General features: G+C 53.2%; 18 protein-coding genes and 5 pseudogenes. 2 read left to right on the top strand and 21 right to left on the bottom strand.

The features are described 5' to 3' along the window. Positions 1–12 precede the first annotated feature (12 nt). A complete protein-coding gene (locus tag M495_RS24245; protein WP_020837732.1) occupies positions 13–1,350 on the top strand; it encodes an NCS2 family permease in 1,338 nt (445 codons plus the stop codon). A gap of 37 nt (positions 1,351–1,387) precedes the next feature. On the opposite strand, the gene M495_RS24250 is transcribed toward M495_RS24245, so the two are convergent. The 20 genes and pseudogenes from M495_RS24250 to M495_RS26240 form a co-directional block, all read right to left on the bottom strand. Further along, positions 1,388–2,437, bottom strand: a complete 1,050-nt coding sequence (locus tag M495_RS24250; RefSeq protein ID WP_041415130.1) for a hypothetical protein — start codon at positions 2,435–2,437, stop codon at positions 1,388–1,390. 96 nt (positions 2,438–2,533) lie between these two features. Beyond that, on the bottom strand, positions 2,534–3,100 hold the full coding sequence (locus tag M495_RS24255; RefSeq protein ID WP_020837735.1) for an NADPH-dependent FMN reductase: 567 nt from the start codon (positions 3,098–3,100) through the stop codon (positions 2,534–2,536). Positions 3,101–3,279: 179 nt separating this feature from the next. After that, positions 3,280–4,005 carry a 4'-phosphopantetheinyl transferase family protein gene (locus M495_RS24260; RefSeq protein WP_020837736.1) on the bottom strand — a complete coding sequence of 242 codons (726 nt, stop codon included), beginning with the start codon at positions 4,003–4,005 and terminating at the stop codon, positions 3,280–3,282. Positions 4,006–4,101: 96 nt separating this feature from the next. Then, on the bottom strand, positions 4,102–5,415 hold the full coding sequence (locus M495_RS24265) for a lysine N(6)-hydroxylase/L-ornithine N(5)-oxygenase family protein (protein WP_020837737.1): 1,314 nt from the start codon (positions 5,413–5,415) through the stop codon (positions 4,102–4,104). 1,844 nt (positions 5,416–7,259) lie between these two features. Continuing rightward, complete coding sequence (locus tag M495_RS24275) at positions 7,260–7,745, bottom strand: hypothetical protein (protein ID WP_144079326.1); 486 nt, start codon at positions 7,743–7,745, stop codon at positions 7,260–7,262. A 253-nt stretch (positions 7,746–7,998) separates the two neighbouring features. Next, positions 7,999–8,451: a hypothetical protein gene (locus M495_RS24280; RefSeq protein ID WP_020837740.1), complete on the bottom strand. Its 453-nt coding sequence runs from the start codon at positions 8,449–8,451 to the stop codon at positions 7,999–8,001. Positions 8,452–8,782: 331 nt separating this feature from the next. After that, positions 8,783–9,049: a hypothetical protein gene (locus M495_RS24290; protein ID WP_041415133.1), complete on the bottom strand. Its 267-nt coding sequence runs from the start codon at positions 9,047–9,049 to the stop codon at positions 8,783–8,785. Positions 9,050–9,276: 227 nt separating this feature from the next. After that, positions 9,277–9,531 carry an Imm32 family immunity protein gene (locus M495_RS24295; protein ID WP_020837743.1) on the bottom strand — a complete coding sequence of 85 codons (255 nt, stop codon included), beginning with the start codon at positions 9,529–9,531 and terminating at the stop codon, positions 9,277–9,279. 644 nt (positions 9,532–10,175) lie between these two features. Next, entirely contained in the window at positions 10,176–10,529 is a 354-nt protein-coding gene (locus M495_RS24300; protein WP_020837745.1) for a hypothetical protein, read from the bottom strand. A 345-nt stretch (positions 10,530–10,874) separates the two neighbouring features. After that, a pseudogene (locus M495_RS26180) lies at positions 10,875–11,057 on the bottom strand (RHS repeat-associated core domain-containing protein); the annotation flags it as partial. Between the two features lie 74 nt (positions 11,058–11,131). Further along, the gene (locus M495_RS24310; protein WP_020837747.1) at positions 11,132–11,689 is read right to left on the bottom strand and encodes an RHS domain-containing protein; all 558 of its coding nucleotides are present in this window, start codon (positions 11,687–11,689) and stop codon (positions 11,132–11,134) included. 197 nt (positions 11,690–11,886) lie between these two features. Next, positions 11,887–12,342: a hypothetical protein gene (locus tag M495_RS24315; protein ID WP_020837748.1), complete on the bottom strand. Its 456-nt coding sequence runs from the start codon at positions 12,340–12,342 to the stop codon at positions 11,887–11,889. A 416-nt stretch (positions 12,343–12,758) separates the two neighbouring features. Continuing rightward, positions 12,759–12,936 (bottom strand): annotated as a pseudogene (locus M495_RS26100) (RHS repeat-associated core domain-containing protein); the annotation flags it as partial. A gap of 366 nt (positions 12,937–13,302) precedes the next feature. Then, positions 13,303–13,656, bottom strand: a complete 354-nt coding sequence (locus tag M495_RS24325; RefSeq protein ID WP_020837750.1) for a hypothetical protein — start codon at positions 13,654–13,656, stop codon at positions 13,303–13,305. Between the two features lie 608 nt (positions 13,657–14,264). Then, positions 14,265–14,690, bottom strand: coding sequence for a hypothetical protein (locus M495_RS24330; RefSeq protein WP_020837751.1), 426 nt, complete (start codon positions 14,688–14,690; stop codon positions 14,265–14,267). Positions 14,691–14,988: 298 nt separating this feature from the next. Next, positions 14,989–15,144 (bottom strand): annotated as a pseudogene (locus tag M495_RS26235) (RHS repeat-associated core domain-containing protein); the annotation flags it as partial. A 6-nt stretch (positions 15,145–15,150) separates the two neighbouring features. Beyond that, the gene (locus tag M495_RS24335; protein WP_020837752.1) at positions 15,151–15,648 is read right to left on the bottom strand and encodes an Imm21 family immunity protein; all 498 of its coding nucleotides are present in this window, start codon (positions 15,646–15,648) and stop codon (positions 15,151–15,153) included. Between the two features lie 296 nt (positions 15,649–15,944). Beyond that, positions 15,945–16,127: pseudogene (locus tag M495_RS26105) on the bottom strand (RHS repeat-associated core domain-containing protein); the annotation flags it as partial. 348 nt (positions 16,128–16,475) lie between these two features. Next, positions 16,476–16,949, bottom strand: a complete 474-nt coding sequence (locus tag M495_RS24345; protein WP_020837755.1) for a hypothetical protein — start codon at positions 16,947–16,949, stop codon at positions 16,476–16,478. A gap of 301 nt (positions 16,950–17,250) precedes the next feature. Then, positions 17,251–17,397, bottom strand: a pseudogene (locus tag M495_RS26240) (RHS repeat-associated core domain-containing protein); the annotation flags it as partial. Positions 17,398–17,949: 552 nt separating this feature from the next. On the opposite strand from M495_RS26240, the gene M495_RS25700 reads away from it, so the two are divergent. Next, a complete protein-coding gene (locus M495_RS25700; RefSeq protein ID WP_144079327.1) occupies positions 17,950–18,129 on the top strand; it encodes a hypothetical protein in 180 nt (59 codons plus the stop codon). Here the strand turns inward: M495_RS25700 and M495_RS24360 are convergent. Then, positions 18,123–18,731 (bottom strand): RHS repeat-associated core domain-containing protein, encoded by a 609-nt coding sequence (locus M495_RS24360; RefSeq protein WP_020837759.1) that lies wholly within the window; start codon positions 18,729–18,731, stop codon positions 18,123–18,125. The two genes, M495_RS25700 and M495_RS24360, sit on opposite strands and share 7 nt — an antisense overlap. Positions 18,732–18,846: the final 115 nt, after the last annotated feature.

Here is an 18,846-nt window from a genome sequence, read left to right on the forward strand (position 1 = left end):
GGAATTCTGATAATGAGCAAACCAGTATCTGGCCTTGACGTCGAGCAAGGCTTGCTTGGGCGCGTGTTTAAACTCAAGCAACATGGCACTACGGCGCGTACGGAAACGATTGCCGGTATTACCACCTTTTTGACCATGGTGTATATCGTGTTCGTTAACCCCCAAATTCTGGGCGCGGCGGGCATGGATACGCAGGCGGTGTTCGTGACAACCTGTCTGATTGCCGCTTTCGGCAGCATTTTCATGGGCCTGCTGGCGAACCTGCCGGTAGCGCTGGCACCGGCGATGGGCCTCAATGCGTTCTTCGCGTTTGTGGTGGTCGGCGCAATGGGCATCTCATGGCAGATCGGCATGGGTGCCATTTTCTGGGGGGCAGTCGGTTTATTGCTGCTGACCATTTTCCGCGTTCGCTACTGGATGATTGCCAATATTCCGATGAGCCTGCGGGTGGGCATTACCAGCGGTATCGGTCTGTTTATCGGCATGATGGGGCTGAAAAATGCCGGTATCGTGGTGGCTAACCCGGACACGCTGGTGACCATTGGCAGCCTGACTTCGCACAACGTGCTGCTGGGCGCGCTGGGCTTCTTTATCATCGCGGTATTGTCTTCACGTAACTTCCATGCGGCAGTGCTGATTTCTATCGTGGTGACCACGCTGATCGGCTGGGCGTTGGGCGATGTGAAATACGGCGGCGTATTCTCGATGCCTCCTAACATCACGTCGGTAGTGGGTCAGGTTGATCTGGCCGGGGCGCTGAATATTGGCCTGGCCGGGGTGATTTTCTCCTTTATGCTGGTCAACCTGTTCGACTCCTCTGGTACCCTGATTGGCGTAACCGACAAGGCCGGGCTGACTGACGACAAGGGTAAGTTCCCGCGCATGAAGCAGGCGCTGTATGTCGACAGCATCAGCTCGGTAGCCGGTTCCTTTGTCGGCACTTCTTCGGTTACCGCCTACATTGAAAGCTCCGCCGGGGTGTCTGTCGGCGGCCGTACCGGCCTGACCGCAGTGGTAACCGGTATCCTGTTCCTGTTGGTGATTTTCCTGTCGCCGTTGGCGGGTATGGTGCCGGCTTATGCCGCAGCCGGCGCGTTGATCTACGTTGGCGTGCTGATGACATCAAGTTTGGCGCGGGTGAAGTGGGATGACCTGACCGAAGCCGTTCCGGCGTTCGTCACGGCAGTGATGATGCCATTCAGCTTCTCGATCACCGAAGGCATTGCGCTCGGTTTTATTTCCTATTGCGTGATGAAGCTGGGGACCGGTCGCTGGCGCGAAATCAGCCCGTGCGTGGTGGTGGTGGCGCTGCTGTTTGTGCTGAAAATTGTGTTTGTAGACGGCCATTAATACGGCAAGGGCCGACGCTGGTCGGCCCTGTTATCTTTTAGGCACCCGGCGTTGCGTCGGGCGCCTGCTGCAACATCCACTGTAAAGGCCGTTTAAAACGGGCCTGCCAGCCGCCGTCAGGGTTCTCTCCCTGAGAAAAATGCAGCGTTTCTACCTGGTTATTCTCACTGAACAAATTGGCGAAATGCATCGCCAGCGCCTGATCGCTGAAGTTTTGCCGATCGTAATACGCCACCACCAAGCGCTTATTGGTCGCCAGCGATTGCTGGGCCTGCTTGATCTCACCATTGGGGGCGATCAGCATCGCGCCGGCATATAGCTGGGGATATTTGGCCAGCAGATTGGCCGCGTGCAGCGCTCCTTGCCCACGGGCGGTGAGGTAGACCTGCTGCGGGTTGAGTTTTAGTTCTGCGGCCGGTTGCAAAGCCCGCCGGATCGCGCTTTGGGTGCTTTCGTCACTGTAATTCGACCAGCGGAAGCTGTTCTCCGACAGCATCTGGGTACCGTTGATCTCAACATAGGCCACGCCCATCTCGCTAAACAACAAACGCTCTTCGGGTGTGATACCGGCGCTCTTGCCGTAGGTATGCAGGTACACCACCGTTGGCCAGCCGCCGGCAGGCGGTGTGCCTTCAGGAATGGCGTAGCTGGCTTTGCCTTCGTACCAATGCGCATGTTGCAGGTAGCGGGCTTTGGTGACCGCCAATATTGATTGATAGGTCCTGCTGTGCTGAATGCTATTGAAGGCGTCGTCCTCCAACAGGTTGTAGTAATACCACAACCCGCGATCGGCACTCAGCTGCAGATAGCGCTCCGCCAGTTCGGTTTGGCCCTTTTCCGCCGAAGAGGCCGCCAGTTGATAGGGGGCCCATATGTTCCGCCCGTCTTCGCGCATCAGCGTCAGGTACAGCGACATGGCCGCGATCTTTTTGTCTTCCTGGCCCTGGGCGGTGCGCGGGTATTGGGCATTCAAAGGGCTATGTACCGGCAGCTCGATCGGCTCTTCTCCGGCGGGATAACGCATTTCTGCGGCTGATAATGGTCTGGTGATGAAAGCCAGTAATATGGCTAAAATGAGAAAATACATAATTTTATGACTTTAATTTTAATGGGTTATAAAGCGATCTCTCATAAGAATGACGCCTTCAGTCAATTTTCTGCCGAAGGCGTCTGTAAAATAATCTTACTTCAGTCGACGAATATAATCGCTGAATGCTGACAACTGGCCGGTGAGGAAGTCCAGCGTGCCCTGATCAATCAACTCCCCAGCCTGAGCATCCACTTTATTCTGGATCACGCCGCCCATAAATTCCGGTTTGTTCATCACCATGGCATCGAGAAACACCAGGATCTGGCGCAGGTGATACTGGCAGCGCGCGCCGCCAATCGGCCCCATAGAGCTGGTCTGAATGGCTACGGGTTTACCGGCTAACGGCTGGTTCGGCAGACGGGACAGCCAGTCGATGGCGTTTTTTAACCCGCCCGGCACCGAGTAGTTATATTCCGGAGTAACGATGATAACGCCGTCCGCCTGACGGATTTGCTCTGCGATCGCTTCCACTGCAGCAGGGAAACCTTCTTCCTGTTGCACATCGGCATCATACAGCGGGATATCACGGATTGAAGGAAGCGCTTCGATGGTGACGCCTTGTGGCGCAAGGCCCGGCAGGGCATTGGCGACCATGGCGTTGTACGAACCTTTACGCAGGCTGCCGAGCAGGGTAACGATTTTTAATGCTTGGTCTGACATGGTGATTCTCCCTTTCGAATGAACAGATTCAGCTTAGAACATCAGGAGATAGTAGGGCAAAGCTGCAGGAGAGAATAGATGATTGCTGAATATTTAGCTGACTTTACAGTTTTATGCAGGAATTTATGCGTTAAAGAAAGTTTTATCTCAGGGGTTCGTCGCAGGGTAAGCGGCCGATGTCAGCGGTGAAGTGCCAGGCTGGTCAGTTTGATAAAGCGGGTGGAACTGGCCGGTGCTCGTGGAGAGATCTCACCGTTTTTCTGCAGGCCTTTATTGGCTTCATACTGCCAGCATACCAGACGTTCCAGGCTGGGTTCGCGCGCGCAAGCCCAGCTCAGATATTCGTCGGCATCGCTCATCACCTGAACCTGGGGGGTGATGCTGGATCGCAGGTGGCCGGAAAAAGGGTGCAGCAGCAGCGACGATTGCCCGCTGTTACCCAGGCCGGAAATTTTCAACACGCTTTGACGGATGCTCCACAGCTGCGTTTCTGCCTCCAGCCGATCGTATTGCGCACTGATCCAGGCACTTTCTGCCGGCGTTTGAAATTGGTCTTGCAGCCTTTTCTGTTGCCCGCCCCGGGCACGCATGACTTCAATATCCAGTCCCACCTTGCCTTCATCGCTTAACAAAACCCCTACCGTATCGCTGGCGTAGGCCAGGCTGAAATCGGGCAGGTGGTTGTCGACAAAACAGGGACGGCCGGTAGGTGTGGTAGCGATGGGGGGCAATGTCGGCAGACCGTAGAGATAAAACATCATTTCGGCGAGCAGGATGCGCCCCTGCAGAAAGCGTTGGCGGCGTTTAATGGAAAAAGCGGTGGTAGCAGCAACGACCTCGGCGGAGAGCCTCCGGGTATCCAGTGCGGTGGACGTGGGGATCCATCGGGCAAAATGACACGCCATTATTCACTCCATACCAGAGGGGTCGCTGAAAACGCAGGGGAGTTAGATTAAGCATAAGTCGAGGATTTATCATCAAAAAACAGTATGCGTTTTATCCTATTTATCTGTTTGAGTAATATCATCGTCCGGGGCAGCGCCGCTCCACCATTGGATCAGCGAGGCGTTTGGTGCCAGATCAAAATGGGGTTTACCGAGCAGATGATTCAGAATGCGTGCTGAGCGCCAGGCCATCAGGCTGAGCCCGCCTTCCGCGCTGCCGTGGCTGTGGATACCGGCATTCACCGCATAAATGCGATTCTGCTCAGGCCCCTGCCATTCGAGGTTAAAATCGGGCAGTAACGGCAAGTGTTGTTGGTCGTCGAAAGGAATGCGTGGCAACAGGGGTTTTAAATAGGCAGGGAGTGAAGGGCGATAACCGGTTGCTAAAATGACGACATCGGCATTGAATCCTTCCTGACGATTTTCAAGACCGTGTCGGGTTCGCAATTGGAACCCTTTGCCTGTCGGCTCGATCGCCAGCAGAGTGCGATGCGGCAAAAGACGCACGTTGCGCGGCTGGTGCATCACATCGAAACGCATATAAAGCTCCCGGTACAAAGTACGTAGCGTATGGTTGCTAATACCGTCGGCCGGCAGTTTCTGAGTCTTGAGTTCGCGCTCGCGGATATCCTGCGGCAGCGTATAGAAATAATCGACGTACTCCGGGGTGAAATATTCATTGGTGAAGGCAGACTCGTCCAGCGGCTGAAAATTGGGCCGACGGGAAATCCAGTCGAGCTGTGCCGGTTCGCCCCAGTGCCCCCGCAGCGCGTTCAGAAAAATATCGGCACCGCTTTGGCCGCCGCCAATCACCGCCACCCGCTTACCGGTCAGATCCGGATTACGCAGGCCGATTTCGGCGGCATGCAGGCAGTTTTCGCCCAGCGCCGGATAAAACTCCTCAGGCAGCCAGGGGTCGTGGCCGGTGCCCAGACAGATATTCTTCGCCCACAGGGTTTGGTCACGGGTGCGTACTTTGAACAGCTGTTTTTCATCATCAAAATCGATGCTTTCAACCGACTGCGAAAACTGTAACCCTTCTAATCTATTACAGGCCCAGCTCAAATAGTCGGAGAACTCTTCACGGCTGATAATTTGCTGTTCGGTAATCAGAAAACGATAAATTTTTTTCTGCTCGACCAGGTAATTGATAAAGGAGAATTGGCTGCGAGGCGTTACCGCCGTAACCAGGTCCTGCAACACATAGGTCTGCATATAGGCGGAAGGGAGCAGCATGCCGGGATGCCAACGGAAGCTGGCGTTGCGATCGAGAAAGGCATAATTCAGTGCACCACTTTCATAGGCCAACGCCGCCAGGCTGAGGTTGAAAGGGCCAAGGCCGACGCCGAGTAAATCCAGTGGTTCATTCATTTTTTCTTATCTCTTTGATGGAAATTGCTGAGATAAGCTTAGGTGAATTTTGGCAAGAAGGAGGAGAAAGCAGGCGTTTGTCTGACGGGCGCTATGGTTTATTTGTTCATGCAGAAGCTGTAGAAAGCCATCGGACGGGTGGCCATAATATGGACATATTCTGAAGTTCAGCCTCCATGAGCGTCTGTCGATACTTGTGACTATGATGATAATGACGACGTTCATCGCTCGTAGATGCCAAGTTTTTCCAATTTATCGGCTTGGGTCATCTGTTTTCCCCCACTTTTTTCCAATTAAATGTGGCGTGGAACAGACCGCTATGTTGGCTATCTTCGTCAGCGTGTCACCTTCCCAGCCGCATTGCAGTACGCCGTTGCGTCAGCTTATTCGGGCGACATTACCTGAATAGGTAGTCCGCTGCCTTCAGCCGTAGTATGTGCTTGCAGTCAGCCTCGTGCTGCGTTTTTTAAGTGTTAAGCTACGCCCCTCTGATACTCACAATAATAAAAACAGAAATAAAATAAATTAGGCACGCTAAAATAAATGATCCTACTATCGCTATGGGCCATCGCCATGCTTCTATTGAGATATATATTATATACCCACAAAAAATGGCTGATGTAATGGTTGTGTAAGTTAAAATAGAGTAAGTTTTAAATGATGGAAAGTATTTTGGAATTGTATAACCGTATATGGTGACTATGAATGTTACTACTATAACTAAGATGCTTATGATAAATATCACTAGCTTTCCCATTTACATCTCCTTTACACAACAGTATTACTATTGTTAATTTTGACAAGATCGCATGATACCCTTATCGCTGTCATGAAAGTTATCTTTTTTTTCTTGCTGCCTCTAAATAAAATCCAATCGGTCTACTCATGGTTTTTTGTCAGTATCCCGATAGAATTGAAATATGGTAATGTTGGCTCTACATCGAATATGACCCATTCATAACCAGGCTTAACGTCTTCAGGTTGGCTGCATATTCTGATAACAGTTAGGTTTTTACGCGAATGCAGACGGAGTCATCCATCGCAGTGCGAAGTGAGGACAACTCTGATTATAGTTTATGTAACAGGCCTTGATTTGGCATCGTTCATACTATCGATACATGAATCAGTGCTCACTCAGGCACTTCTGCCGCATGAACTTCAACTCAGAAATGGAAATTCCGTCATATTTTATCGCCACGTATAGTATAAGTGTGGCATCGAAAGTGTCCAACTTACGTCTGACTTTCGTTGTTGACATTCCCAGACTGGCTTATTTTAGGGTGAGAATAATATATTCTTCGGTGAGTCATGATTTATTATCAATGCAACCTTGTTTAATAGGCGTGAATATCATCTCGGGGTTTGGTTTATTAACGGGTTAGGATTGCGAGCCAGTGTCAAAATAGATTTATTTACCGCTGGTAATTTCTGGCCGAGTACTAATGTGAAGCTTGAGCCTGGTTGATATTTACCTGATTCCAATGGAAAATATGCGAATCAAGATACCAAGCCCTTACCGCAGCCATGTAAATACTAAGCTATCTATTTGATCCGGTCTTTCGTCGACTAAAACACTAATGGAATTGCCAGTACCATCAGCTGTGCCGCAATCTAGCCCAGGTTTCAGGCCGTAACGAAACCTCGATATCAAACCTGTAGAAGCCACAGTAGATAGGCACCAGAAGCAGACAACGATAGTATCGAGGTCTCCGCGGCTGCCGTGGCTGCTGGTGTCGCCCAAGACGATGAATAGCTTGGTCATTGCTGCTCCTGCCGTGTTGGTTGTGGGGCTGGAAGCGATTTTAGACTGGCCTTGCGCAGCACCGTGTTGGCTTGGCGAAAGGTCAACTCCCAAATTCAAAGTTGTCCATAATTCGGCGCAACGCAACAGAGTCCTCACCGTCGGGATTCGCTTCAAGCATCCGTTCAAAGCAGAGTTCGGCAAGGTAGAACTCGTCTGGATTTCTTATCTTTCCTCGTTTCATGATGTTTTGCATTTTCTCGGACTCTTTGTCAAAGAATCCTGGAATCTCAGATTCGACTGCTTTGATGTACTCATTCATGAGTGCCTTGCGAATTTCAGCTGGTTGATCGCGAAACATAAACGGTGTTTCGCGAATAGCTTGCCTAAAGCCAACAACCAATTCAGATGGTTTGAAATCAATCTTTTCGCCATTTATATAACGTTCACATTCGACACGAGCAGTTTCAAATCCGTCTTTTAGCAATCGAGAATTATCAGTATCCAACTGTTCAAATATCGCTGCAATCTTGTTGAGTACTCTAATTAGTTGAAGTGCTTCTTGCTTAGTTTTTGACATATTTTGCACTGTCTATCCTCATTTCCGAGTCCGCTTTCTATAAGGGGAGTTGTCGGGTAATTCTCCAAATTCCGCGTGGCCAGCGCGGGGTCATTGACGCCGGCGCAACGCGTTGTAGATACGCAGGCGCGCCAGGCAATCAGCCGCGAGCTGGGACATTAGCGGGCGCAAATTACGGCAGTGTATCTGGGGCGATAGGGCTGTTTCAGCCTTTCCATGAGCCCAGAAAAAAATCACCGGTTCCCACATTCGAAATCGTCGATTAGTCGCGCGCTTGCTTTCGTAGCCTAGCGAGTTTCCATTGAGCCAGTTTGTCGAGTACGCGGCCCAGCCGCTCCAGTTGCTCCGGGTCCAACGGAGCACGCTTGGCCTTGCGCAGGAGGCTATTGAACATGTAGCCAGAGTGGTAGAAATATGGCCGCACCTCCAGGAAGCAGATGGCAGCCTCCATACATTCGGGGTCGCCGGCTAGCAGGCGGCACGTAGCGCCTTCCCATCCGCCGGGAAAGGCCAGCGCGTCGTAGCATCTATCGTAGGTCAACCAGACTTCCCGCAATTCGTCCTGGCTCAATCGCTGACGTCCTCGCACAGGCGCACAATAGGCGACGGTCTGCGCGCGTAGACGATTGATTTCATCCGCATGCAGCCTGATCTGCTCGCGAATCTGTTCGGAACTCTCTTTCCTGCGCTCGGACCTGCTCTTGCCTCGTGCCATGGGTTTAAACTCAGCGTGGACATTCGAATTTTGCGACCAAAACTACCGATTCCGCGACGCCCTAGTTTGGCTGAAATATTCGGCGGACACAGCAGCTCGTGGTTGCGTTTCATGGGACATGCTTCGTTGGCGTTGACAGTAGTGGGTGCGCCGATCGAACAGGTCCTAGGTAAAGCGGCTCTCCTTGCAATTGTACCAACGCTGGGTCATGTTGCCGTGCGCGTCGTACTGGTCGTGCTGGTAGTGAGTGCCAGCGTACTGCTTGCGCAGGTGGCCGCTACCGTAGGAATGTCTCGTTAAAATAATTCGCGCCCAGCACTCGTCATTTTAATTACCCTCCTTCATCCCGCAATTTGATCTTAAGCCTACGAATTTCACGCAAAAGATCGGGTATGTCTTGCCGAGCGTTGGCAATAAAATCTTGATCTGCTATTGATGCCCCACTTAGCTCAATATCTGGGCCACGGGCTTCTTCTGAGCCTGTCATTATGAAGTTTGAGCCGCTCTCATGATCCCTTCCTTCGACATAAGAAACCCATGGTCCAGGACTTGCTGCGTTGCAGCGAGATTCGATCCCTCGGAGTCTTTGTTCTTTCATTGTTTCTACCTTCGGGCGTTAGTGTTTCGCACAGTTGGGGGCATGAGTCCCTCAGCTTGCTCTACAGTAATCACAGAAAGCGTTGCATGATTACGATTGTTCGCAGTTGGTGATACCAGTACGCCACCGCCGGCTGGTGCAGGACCGCACCACGCCGCGATGAAGGAGAGCAGTACCTCCGAATAAACGTACAAAGGGCCGGCCAGTAGCCCTTTGTTCCAGTCAGTTCAATTCGGCTTCACTTTCTCTTGATTGTTCACGATCACATCGACGTGATTTTCGTACGAGAAGTTCGCTATCGAATCCTGAAGGTGAACATGTTCAACTTCATTAACGTCCATCTCGTAAGCAGCATTAATCAAAAATACACCAAGAGCCCGGATAACTTCCGCTTTCGCAAGAATCGAGATCTCGTCTAGCTTTAGCGATTTATTACTACCCTCAAATGTTCCCAAAATCCTCAAGTCACCAAGTTCCGTCATAAATCGAATCCTTTGTCGCGCAAACAGTCTTTCTCTGTTCGCGTAAGACCAGAAACATCGCCGCTTGATCCATGACTTTGAGCGCCGTCTTTGTTGACAACGACCTCTTGTTTTCTGGATCTGCATTGGCAAGGCGCATGAACTTGCTGGTTCGTGTTTGGCACGTGTGGCGGGTCAATTCTGATCCGACCATTGCCAATAGTGGTCCACTGTCCAGCTCGAGCTAACCTCAGTGGATCGATCCAGCCAACCGGGCTCGGCGCATACGCATACCGGCTGTAATGCAGCCCGGTCTCATGATCATGAGACTGCCCCTGAAACCGGATCGGGTTCGTGACGGGCGCGCTGCCCGGCTCTTTCCGTATCGCTTCCTGCGCCACCGGCACAAAGCGGCCCGGCTCGTAGACATAGTACGTGGTGCGCGCGCCCAGACCATCTTCGTTAGCAACACGCGATCGCCGGAATCCAGCAAATGCACCTCAACGATGACGCGCGCCGCGAGGTGGCTTTTCTAGTTGCCGCTATCCTAACGGCCGACGCCGCGTTTCTCCCCAATCTGGGGAGAAACGCGGAAGTGCACGTTGACTAATTTTCGGCGTTCAGCATCCAGAAACGACAAGAGCCGCTTACGCGGCCCTCGTTTTTTACTCGCCGGCTCGAATCTCGACTAACGCTTTTTCCAGCAATTTCATGTCCGGCGGATCTTTTGCCGACGCCTTAGATTTCATCCACGCAGGAACCTTTCGTTTACATAGTCCGAAGCCATCGTCAGTAAAATCATTCTTCCGGTACTGTCGGTCGATTACGCTGCCGTCGTCATCGAATGCCTTGACTGTCAGTAGCCCATTCTCTTCGAAATATTTACGAAGAGCTATCTGCCGCCTTCTCGCAATCGTCCGAGACTCGAGATCGGGGACGAGGTTGCCATCTGCATCCATCAACTTATAGGCGGCGATCAAGGACTCAATCGTTGGCCAAACCAAATGGTTATCAATCATTTCAAGGAAGTCTCACCAGTTCTGAAACACCATGACCGGAACCAAATCTCTGTTCGTTCTATCACGAATAAACGATCAACTGACATCAAGGAAGCTTGACTCCTTGTCGAATTGATAGTCTTTGGCGGCTGTCATACTCGCCACTTCATAGGTTTGCGCCCGTTCGTTTTCGATCACTGCCGTATCGACTCGTCGCCGTTCACCCGTAACCGGGTCTCTCGCTGACTTGCCTTACGCATCGCGCAGATAGCACTGGCATTGGATCGTCGCGTTTGGATGCTTTGCACGTATCTGAGCGTTGAACACATCTTCACAACGAGCCCCTTAGATCGTATTTTTGATGCGCTCCAGGCCAAGCGGGTCAATCCAGCTTACCGGGTTAGGCACGTACTGGTAGACATTCAGCCCACCAGCATACCCGACAGGATCCTTGCCAACAAACCTCCCCACCTCCGGATAGTAATACCGATACCGGTTGTAATGCAGCCCAGTCTCATGGTCATGGTACTGCCCCTGGAGCCGGATGGGGGTAACTATTGATGCTTTTCCCGCCGCTTTTCGGATGGCTTGCTGGCGATGCCCCAGACGCGATACTGTGCATTCTAGGCAACCTCGCCATGTTCGTTGGTCAGTTCCATCGGCGTGCCCAGATGGTCAGCCTGGTACCAAGCCAGGCTGTAGATGGATGGTGACTGCGGTGTCTGGAACCACAGCGGGGCTTCATCCTGCCGGTAGTAATCGACGTATACCGGCTGGTCGAGCAGCGCGATGGCTTCTTCCCGTACCGCTTGCGCTTCCGATGACTTCGCTATCCGCCGTCCCAGCGCGTCGTAGTCATTGTACGTGCCTGCGTAGTCCTTCAGCAGGTTGTCAAGCAGGGCGGAATGGCTCTTCGGCCTGGACATGCCCATATCATTCTCATCGCGCGTGTCACGTTCAAGCAAATTGCTCGCCGGATCAAACGCGAACGTCTCCACCTCCAGCGACGACTGTGCCCATGTCAGCCTCCCGAGCTGGTTATACGAATAGCGGCTCGCCCAACGCAGGTTGTCGCGCGCGTCCCACGTGAACTGTTCTTCAGCACCATAAGGGGAGGCGTGGCGGGTGATGTTTTTGGCCGCATCGCGGAAGAACCATTCTCCGGTCTGGTCCGGATACACGACCGGTACGAGTAGCCATCGATGTTGTAGTACTGCCGTGTGGCGTGGCACAGCGTATCGGTCACAAACGTCAGGTGCAGTCGGAATTGCTCGCCGTACTTCGCAATGAAAACACCCCAAAGGGGGATGGTATCCAACTTTTGGGGTGCAGTTCACTCGTGCGGCTCCTTCTCACGTTATCTTGCTTGACGCAATCGTCACGTCTCACTCAAGTACTTCGCGACGGTAGGGTACTCATCCATGAACTCGTCCGATTTGAGAAACGAGAGAAAGGACTCTCTCTCTGCTTCCGGCGATTGCGACACATAGTTCATCAGCAAACCAAAATCGCCGTACTCCAGCTCAATTCCAACAAGCGTAACCGCCCATTGCTTTTGAGGGGATCGAACGATCAGCCCTCCAAGTTCGCTGACTAATGCTGGGTAGAAGATCTGTCGATCCGCCGCCTCCACGACATTTCGAGTTCGCTCCTGAATGCCAAAATCGTCTGCGTCCGAAAACGTTCGAAGCAGCTCGACAGCAACCTCGTAGCTCATGTTTTTCTCACCGGCGTTCACGAGCTCCAAGAATTCATCGCATTTTTCCTCGCTTGCAAAGTCTTCACACGCGTGGACACGATCACGCCAGCGATCGAAAGAAAAACTTTCCGCCATTCAGTCACCTCACTTTTTCAACATGCCGCGACACTTTGCATACGCAAGCATTTCTCGCATCGCCTCATTGTATTTGGTCGGATCACCGACGGAACGGGCCACACGTCGAACATCGAAAATTTCGGTAGCCATTGCGTCCCGGTAGTTTCCGGACGCAACCATAGTAGCCAACTGATCTCGATACTGTTGAGCCGCTGCAGAATTCTTGTAACTCGAAGTTGCCGCATGATCGGACGGGTCCATGGCAATAGCTGGGCCGTCCCTGTATCCCAAGTATCCCGCTTGCGATTTGGTTACTGCGTCGGCAGGCATGTGGTGCCCTTCTATACCAGGCCGGGATACGCCTCCCTTTGATCCGCCCCGATATGGACCCTCTCCTTCCGGATTCCCCTTCTTCAAGCAATCACACGGGCACCGAGCCAGCCCAAGCGGATCGATCCACGCCGTCGGATTGGGCGCGTACTGATAGACATTTAGCCCACCAGCATACCCGATCGGATCCTTGCCAACAAACCTCCCCACCTCCGGATCGTAATACCGGTAGCGGTTGTAATGCAGCCCGGTCTCATGATCATGATACTGCCCCTGAAACCGGATCGGGTTCGTGACGGGCGCGCTGCTCGACGCTTTCCGTATCGCCTCCTGCGCCATCGGCACAAAGCGGCCCGGCTCGTAGACATAGTACGTGGTGCGCGCGCCCAGACCATCTTCGTTAGCAACACGCGATCGCTGGAATCCAGCAAATGCACCTCAACGATGACGCGCGCCGCGGGGTGGCAAGAGGGCTTTTCTAGCCGCCCCCATCCTGACGGCCGCCGATGCGTTTCTCCCCGAGCGGGGGAGAAACGCGGAAAGTGCACGTTGGTCGATTTCCGGACCACGTTCGAACATTTCGCCCAGAAACATCAAGGGCCGCTAACGCGGCCCCTGCTGCTTCACTGCTCCCTTCGGATGCGCTCATCAATCAGGCGTAAACTCACTGTGAAGGTCGACGGCGGTATCTTCATTAAGCTCCGTTTTAGCTCCGTCGTAACCTACAGCAGTAATAATGAACCGATCAACATTTTCGTCCACGACCCTTGACCCGTCGATTACAGCAAAGAGACCAAACAAGGCAACGCGCACCGATTCCGCGATCACCGCGTCTAGGAGACGTTGTTCATCGCTCGGCAATTGAGCACGCCACTCCGAAACCTTGATCAGCAGATCACGGGGTCGCCTCCCCGGAGGGGCAGTAAAAGTTCTCACAAGATCATTTGCCGCCTGCTCCTGCACATGCGTACGGATCGCAGCAACGAATTGCTCTGTGTTCATGACTGAAGCCCCTTTCACGTGAATACTATTTCTCAAAAGCCTTTGGGTACATTCCCTTGTTGAGCGCGATGAGTCGTCGCAAGCACTCGTTAGAAGCACCCGTTAGAAGCACCCGTGTGCTGTCTCAGGTCTCTGATGTCGCTAGCTAACAAATCTCTCGCCGTTCCCGTATAGACGCCCTTACGCGTCGGAATTTGTTCATGTTCACTGGCGGGAACAGCTATGGCCGGACCAGTCTTGGGATCGTATCCAGCAACAACCTGTGCGGCCGGATGCTTTTGCATAGCGTGGTGAATGTCCAGATTGTCACCAGAAGCGGAACGCATCTTGAGCTCGTCGTACTGGCCGACGTCGTATTTTGAGCACGGATCGCAAGGGCAACGAGCGAGCCCTAACGGGTCGATCCAGCCTACCGGATTGGGCGCGTATTGATAGACTTTTTCCCCAGACGCAAACGCCTATCCCGACGGCCGCAATCCCTTTTCCAGCAAGGCGCTCAGCCTTCCGCCTTCCTCACATCAGTAATTTTTCCCTAGACACGATTTCCCGATGACGCGATACCGCGACACGAGCGCAATCCCGAACTTTTTTGTAATTTGTGCATCTTTCTATCCCAATTTCGAAGCCACTCTTACGACTCGATCAGATACGCTCGCATCGTGCGCCCAAACAGCCCATTCAGTACTATCAAATCCATCGAGCACCATCTCATATCCGCGAAAATCCTTCCTTTCCACCCGGTCGCGGGAAACCGGCTTTTCAAGCCTGCCCGCAACGATTTGACAATCGATAGTCTGATCCAACGCACGAGCAAAGTCGTTCAACTCAGCCCAAGTCATGGCGATACCATTTTCTGAAGAACGTACCTCTTCTTCAAAAGAGACCATGGTTTGGCCACCTGGGGCACAACCGATCCCGTAAAAATCAAGCACATACCAAGTCCATTGACTACCGGGGACGACAGTCAGTAGTTCTTCGAGCGAGATCTTGGAGCCGTCTGACCGATTCATTGGAAACGAGCGCATTTGCATCATGGCATCTCCATAGGGACTGCGGGCCCGTGCTGTCGTGTTCCTCCCGTCGGATTGGGAAGCCAATTGTGCTGATGGGGGCACGGATGGTTTTGGGGGCGGCCGTGATCAGTGAAATCTATATCGCGTGTGGGAACAAGATTTTCGTTTGCATAGTAACCCCATTCTCGTGCCTGGTTGTACGCACCTCGACGTCCGTCCTTCCTACCCCATTGCGTGTGCGGTGCGTCAACGTCCGGCACCGGATTGCGTGATTGTCGCGAGGTAGCGACCTGTCGGCCCAGAAAGTGCCAGGGCAAGGACATTTGCATGTCAGCCCAAGCGGGTCGATCCACTGCACCGGATTAGGCGCGTATTGATATTCGTTGATGCCGCCGGTCAGCCCGATTGGATCCCTGCTGATGAACTGCCCGGCGTCCGGATCATAGTACCGACGCCGGTTGTAGTGCAGCCTGGTCTACTTCTATACGGCGACGATGGAATGCACTAGCAGGGATGTCCGTGGCGTAGGTTGATAAATAAACGTTGTCACTTCGTTGGTACCCTGATGTGTTGCGAGTCTCAGACATTGGGTAGGGTCAAATACATCAGCAGCATCGAACACAACCAACGGCTGATTTACCCAATTGACGGTCAATCTCTCGATGGCGTCTATCATGTCGAAGTCGATCTTGTCGATTGCATCACGTACGTCCGCTTCGCTATCTGCCCATTTCCAGCGAACAATCAGCTGCCGGCTGTCGGATGTAGCGACCGCTGTTTGCAACGGCTCGTCGCCCAAGACAAGTACATCGGCGCCATGCAGTGCCAACTTGCTGACATAGTCGACGGGTTGGCAGGCCAAATCGTAATCAGAAGGGCTCCCGCTTATGCCGGTCCATAACGGTGCCGTTGTTTCCTCGACCGCTACAAATGGTCCGCCGGAGCTGTTGATCCAGTCTGAAATTGCGTACCTATTCATTGGCTATTCCTTCTCTTTGCTTGCGTGACTTGGCCACCCTGTTTGAGACTACACCGCCGGCAATGAGGATAAAGGCGCTGGGGCTTCCCTTGCTCGTTCAGCGCGTTCGGCGTTTGGTGGTCGGGAATAAAATCGCCGCTCTTGGTTCCGGGGTCTGTCGAGCCACACGTATGGCAACCATCCTGATACCCGATCGTGTTGATTTTCTGACTTTCCTCTAAAGTAAAGTCACGTTCCGGCCCGCGTGCTGGTATGGATTCCTTGGCGAAGGGACCTGGCTTCAACGTTTCGTCGCCTGCGAGACCTAATGGGTCAGTCCAAGCGATGGGATTCGGCGCATACGCATACATATTGATCCCACCCGCATACCCAATAGGATCCTTGCCAACAAACCTCCCTACCTCCGGATCGTAATACCGGTACCGGTTGTAATGCAGCCCAGTTTCATGGTCATGGTACTGCCCCTGGAACTTGATCGGTGCGTAGTTCAGCACGTCCCTCTGACGCTTTCCGTATCGCCTCCTTCGCTACACCCCACGCCAGCGTGTCGCCATCCCAGCCGTACAGCGTGAAGCCGCACTGCAGTTCGCGGTTGCGCTTCACGCGCTCGCTGCGGTTCAAGTGTGGCCCCGCCTCGGCGTGCGTGAGCCGGTCGAACAGGTTCTAGGTGTAGCGGCTTGCTTCGCCGTTACGCCAGCGCTGGGTCAGGTTACCATCGCGCGCAAGGCCGAAAATAACGAACTGCGCAAGGTATGGCACGCTCAGGTGCAAACATCCAGGCGCCGCTAGAGCATGGCAGCCGAAGGGCCGCGCAAGCGGCCCTTCATTCACTCCGCGCGCCACCTCTGAACGTCTATTAGGTAGTTACCAGAGATTTCGAAGAAATCGAAACTGGTAGCGACTGACATATCGGCAGATATAAAAATGAGGTCGTTCAGTATTCTGTCGCCAAACTGAACACTTACATTGAGGCCTTCCATACTTCTTGTCAGCAGCATTCCGCAGTACTTCCAGTCCTCATCGATGAGGACATAAAAACTCCCATGATGGCCTCTCATGGCAGAGAGTTCAGTATGAAGTTCTCCCCTAGAAATCCGTGTGGCTTCCCGGTGCAATCGATCTGATGCCTCTTTGAACCGGTTTAGTGCAATGTCAGTTTCTTCAAGTGGCACTATTTCGGGCCGATCTTCAGCTGGAAACAACGATGCTATCTTGCCAAGATAGTCATTAAGCACCTTTTTCCCATTGGCCTTTCTGTAAAGAAGCTCCTTCCTATATTGGCTCATACTGTACTCACTCATGGACAATCCCCGTAATAAGCTTTCCCTTTCGGGTTGGCTATCTTAGGGCGACCGTAATCGTTCATCCGCGTTTCACCGCTAATCGGGTCGACCTTTACTTTGCCAGCTTCCCAGTGAGGATCTTCGCTATGGCTAACATCCATCGTCTGTTGTTGAACCGTCGCCTGTATCGTTCCACCTCCTGCTTGTGGCACCTCATATCGATACTCCAAACCAGAAGAATTTCGTGACTGACTAATCGGCTGTTGGCTGCCTGCCTCATCGCTTCCCGGCGCGCGGCCCTAGACGTAAGGCAACGAGGTGACAACCCCAGCGGATCAACCCAGCTAATCGGGTTAGGCGCATACGCATAGACATTCAGTGCACCCGCATACCCGATAGGGTCCTTGCGGATGAATCTGCCGCTGCCCGGATCATAGTACCGATGCCGGTTATAGTGCAGTCCCGTCTACGCATCGTTAATGGTTAAATTCTTCGTCGTAGAGGTGTCGCTCATTGACCAACCTGTCATCAAGCCTTGCATAGCAAGCCACCCGGACATCGCGCGACAGTTAACCAGAGTAGATCAGACGTCAAATCGTACCCGTATCGCCGCCAGTTCATATGAGCTAGCACTCATTGCATTACTTCCCGGCTCGAATCTCGGCTAGTGCCTTCTCCAGCAGCTTCATGTCCGGCGGGTTTTTTTGCGAAGCTTTGCTTCCTAGCCATCGATGTACAGGATTCTTAGGTCCGCTCGCGAGCTTGGTTCCTTCCTCAGTCAATTCACTCCTCATGAGTGAGCGTCTCGCAATATTCCCGCTTCCGTCACTGACCTTGCATTTCAGCAGCGAGTTTCGTTCAAGAAACAAGAATAGGCTTTCCATTTTCTGCCTTACCGACGCAGCCATGTCAGGAGCATTGATATATGACCCCAGTAACTGGTCTATATCCCACATCTTGTAGTCGTCTAGCATTACTCAATTCTCTCGATAACCGATGCACCATTCACGGGTGCTAATTGACCAGTGCTTCTATTTCGTACAAACGTTCCGCCGATACCGAAGATCCGGTTTTCCTTGGCAAGCTGGTCAACCTTATCGGCTGTCGGGCTCGTCACTTCGTAGGTTTGCGCCTGCCCGTTCTCAATTACTGCCGTATCGATCCGCCGCCGTTCACCCGTAACCGGGTCTCTCACTGACTTGCCTCGCGCATTGCGCAGGTGCACTGACACTGGATTTTCGCATTCGGATGCTGCGCTTTCATGCGCGCGTTGAACACGTCCTCACGCCGCGCACCTTCAACCGCATTAGTGATTCGATCCAGTCCTAAGGGGTCGACCCACCCGATAGGGTTAGGCGCGTACTGATAGACATTCAGCCCACCCGCATACCCGATAGGATCCTTGCCAACAAACCTCCCCACCTCCGGATCGTAATACCGGTACCGGTTGTAATGCAGCCCAGTTTCATGGTCATGGTACTGCCCCTGGAACCTGATCGGTGTGCGCAGTTCAGCACGTCCCTCTGACGCTTTCCGTATCGCCTCCTTCGCCACACCCCACGCGCGGTACTCCGCCGCCCGCGCAATCTCGCTCCGTTCATCGGTCAGCTCCTGCGGTGTACCCAGGTGATCGCAGTGGTACCACGCCAGGCTGTCAACGGACGGCGGCGCTGGCGGCGGGCTCCACAGCGGGTCCTCGTCCTGCCGGTAGTAGTCGCCGTACACCGGTTCATCGAGCAGCGCGATCGCCTCCTCACGCACCGCCTGCGCCACCGGCACAAAGCGGCCCGGCTCGTACACGTAGTGCGCGCCCCCAGGCCATCTTCGTCAGCGATCCGGCTCTCCCACGCCAGCGTGTCGCCATCGCAGCCGTACAGCGTGAAGCCGCACTGCAGTTCGCGGTTGCGCTTCACGC

The organism is Serratia liquefaciens ATCC 27592, from assembly GCF_000422085.1.
GTDB lineage: Bacteria > Pseudomonadota > Gammaproteobacteria > Enterobacterales > Enterobacteriaceae > Serratia > Serratia liquefaciens.

Bases quoted from the DNA above. Each gene is read 5' to 3' on its own strand.
- M495_RS24245 (WP_020837732.1), top strand. From the start codon at position 13: ATGAGCAAACCAGTATCTGGCCTTGACGTCGAGCAAGGCTTGCTTGGG.
- M495_RS24250 (WP_041415130.1), bottom strand. From the start codon at position 2,437: ATGTATTTTCTCATTTTAGCCATATTACTGGCTTTCATCACCAGACCA.
- M495_RS24255 (WP_020837735.1), bottom strand. From the start codon at position 3,100: ATGTCAGACCAAGCATTAAAAATCGTTACCCTGCTCGGCAGCCTGCGT.
- M495_RS24260 (WP_020837736.1), bottom strand. From the start codon at position 4,005: ATGGCGTGTCATTTTGCCCGATGGATCCCCACGTCCACCGCACTGGAT.
- M495_RS24265 (WP_020837737.1), bottom strand. From the start codon at position 5,415: ATGAATGAACCACTGGATTTACTCGGCGTCGGCCTTGGCCCTTTCAAC.
- M495_RS24280 (WP_020837740.1), bottom strand. From the start codon at position 8,451: ATGGCACGAGGCAAGAGCAGGTCCGAGCGCAGGAAAGAGAGTTCCGAA.
- M495_RS24290 (WP_041415133.1), bottom strand. From the start codon at position 9,049: ATGAAAGAACAAAGACTCCGAGGGATCGAATCTCGCTGCAACGCAGCA.
- M495_RS24295 (WP_020837743.1), bottom strand. From the start codon at position 9,531: ATGACGGAACTTGGTGACTTGAGGATTTTGGGAACATTTGAGGGTAGT.
- M495_RS24300 (WP_020837745.1), bottom strand. From the start codon at position 10,529: ATGATTGATAACCATTTGGTTTGGCCAACGATTGAGTCCTTGATCGCC.
- M495_RS24315 (WP_020837748.1), bottom strand. From the start codon at position 12,342: ATGGCGGAAAGTTTTTCTTTCGATCGCTGGCGTGATCGTGTCCACGCG.
- M495_RS24325 (WP_020837750.1), bottom strand. From the start codon at position 13,656: ATGAACACAGAGCAATTCGTTGCTGCGATCCGTACGCATGTGCAGGAG.
- M495_RS24330 (WP_020837751.1), bottom strand. From the start codon at position 14,690: ATGATGCAAATGCGCTCGTTTCCAATGAATCGGTCAGACGGCTCCAAG.
- M495_RS24335 (WP_020837752.1), bottom strand. From the start codon at position 15,648: ATGAATAGGTACGCAATTTCAGACTGGATCAACAGCTCCGGCGGACCA.
- M495_RS24345 (WP_020837755.1), bottom strand. From the start codon at position 16,949: ATGAGTGAGTACAGTATGAGCCAATATAGGAAGGAGCTTCTTTACAGA.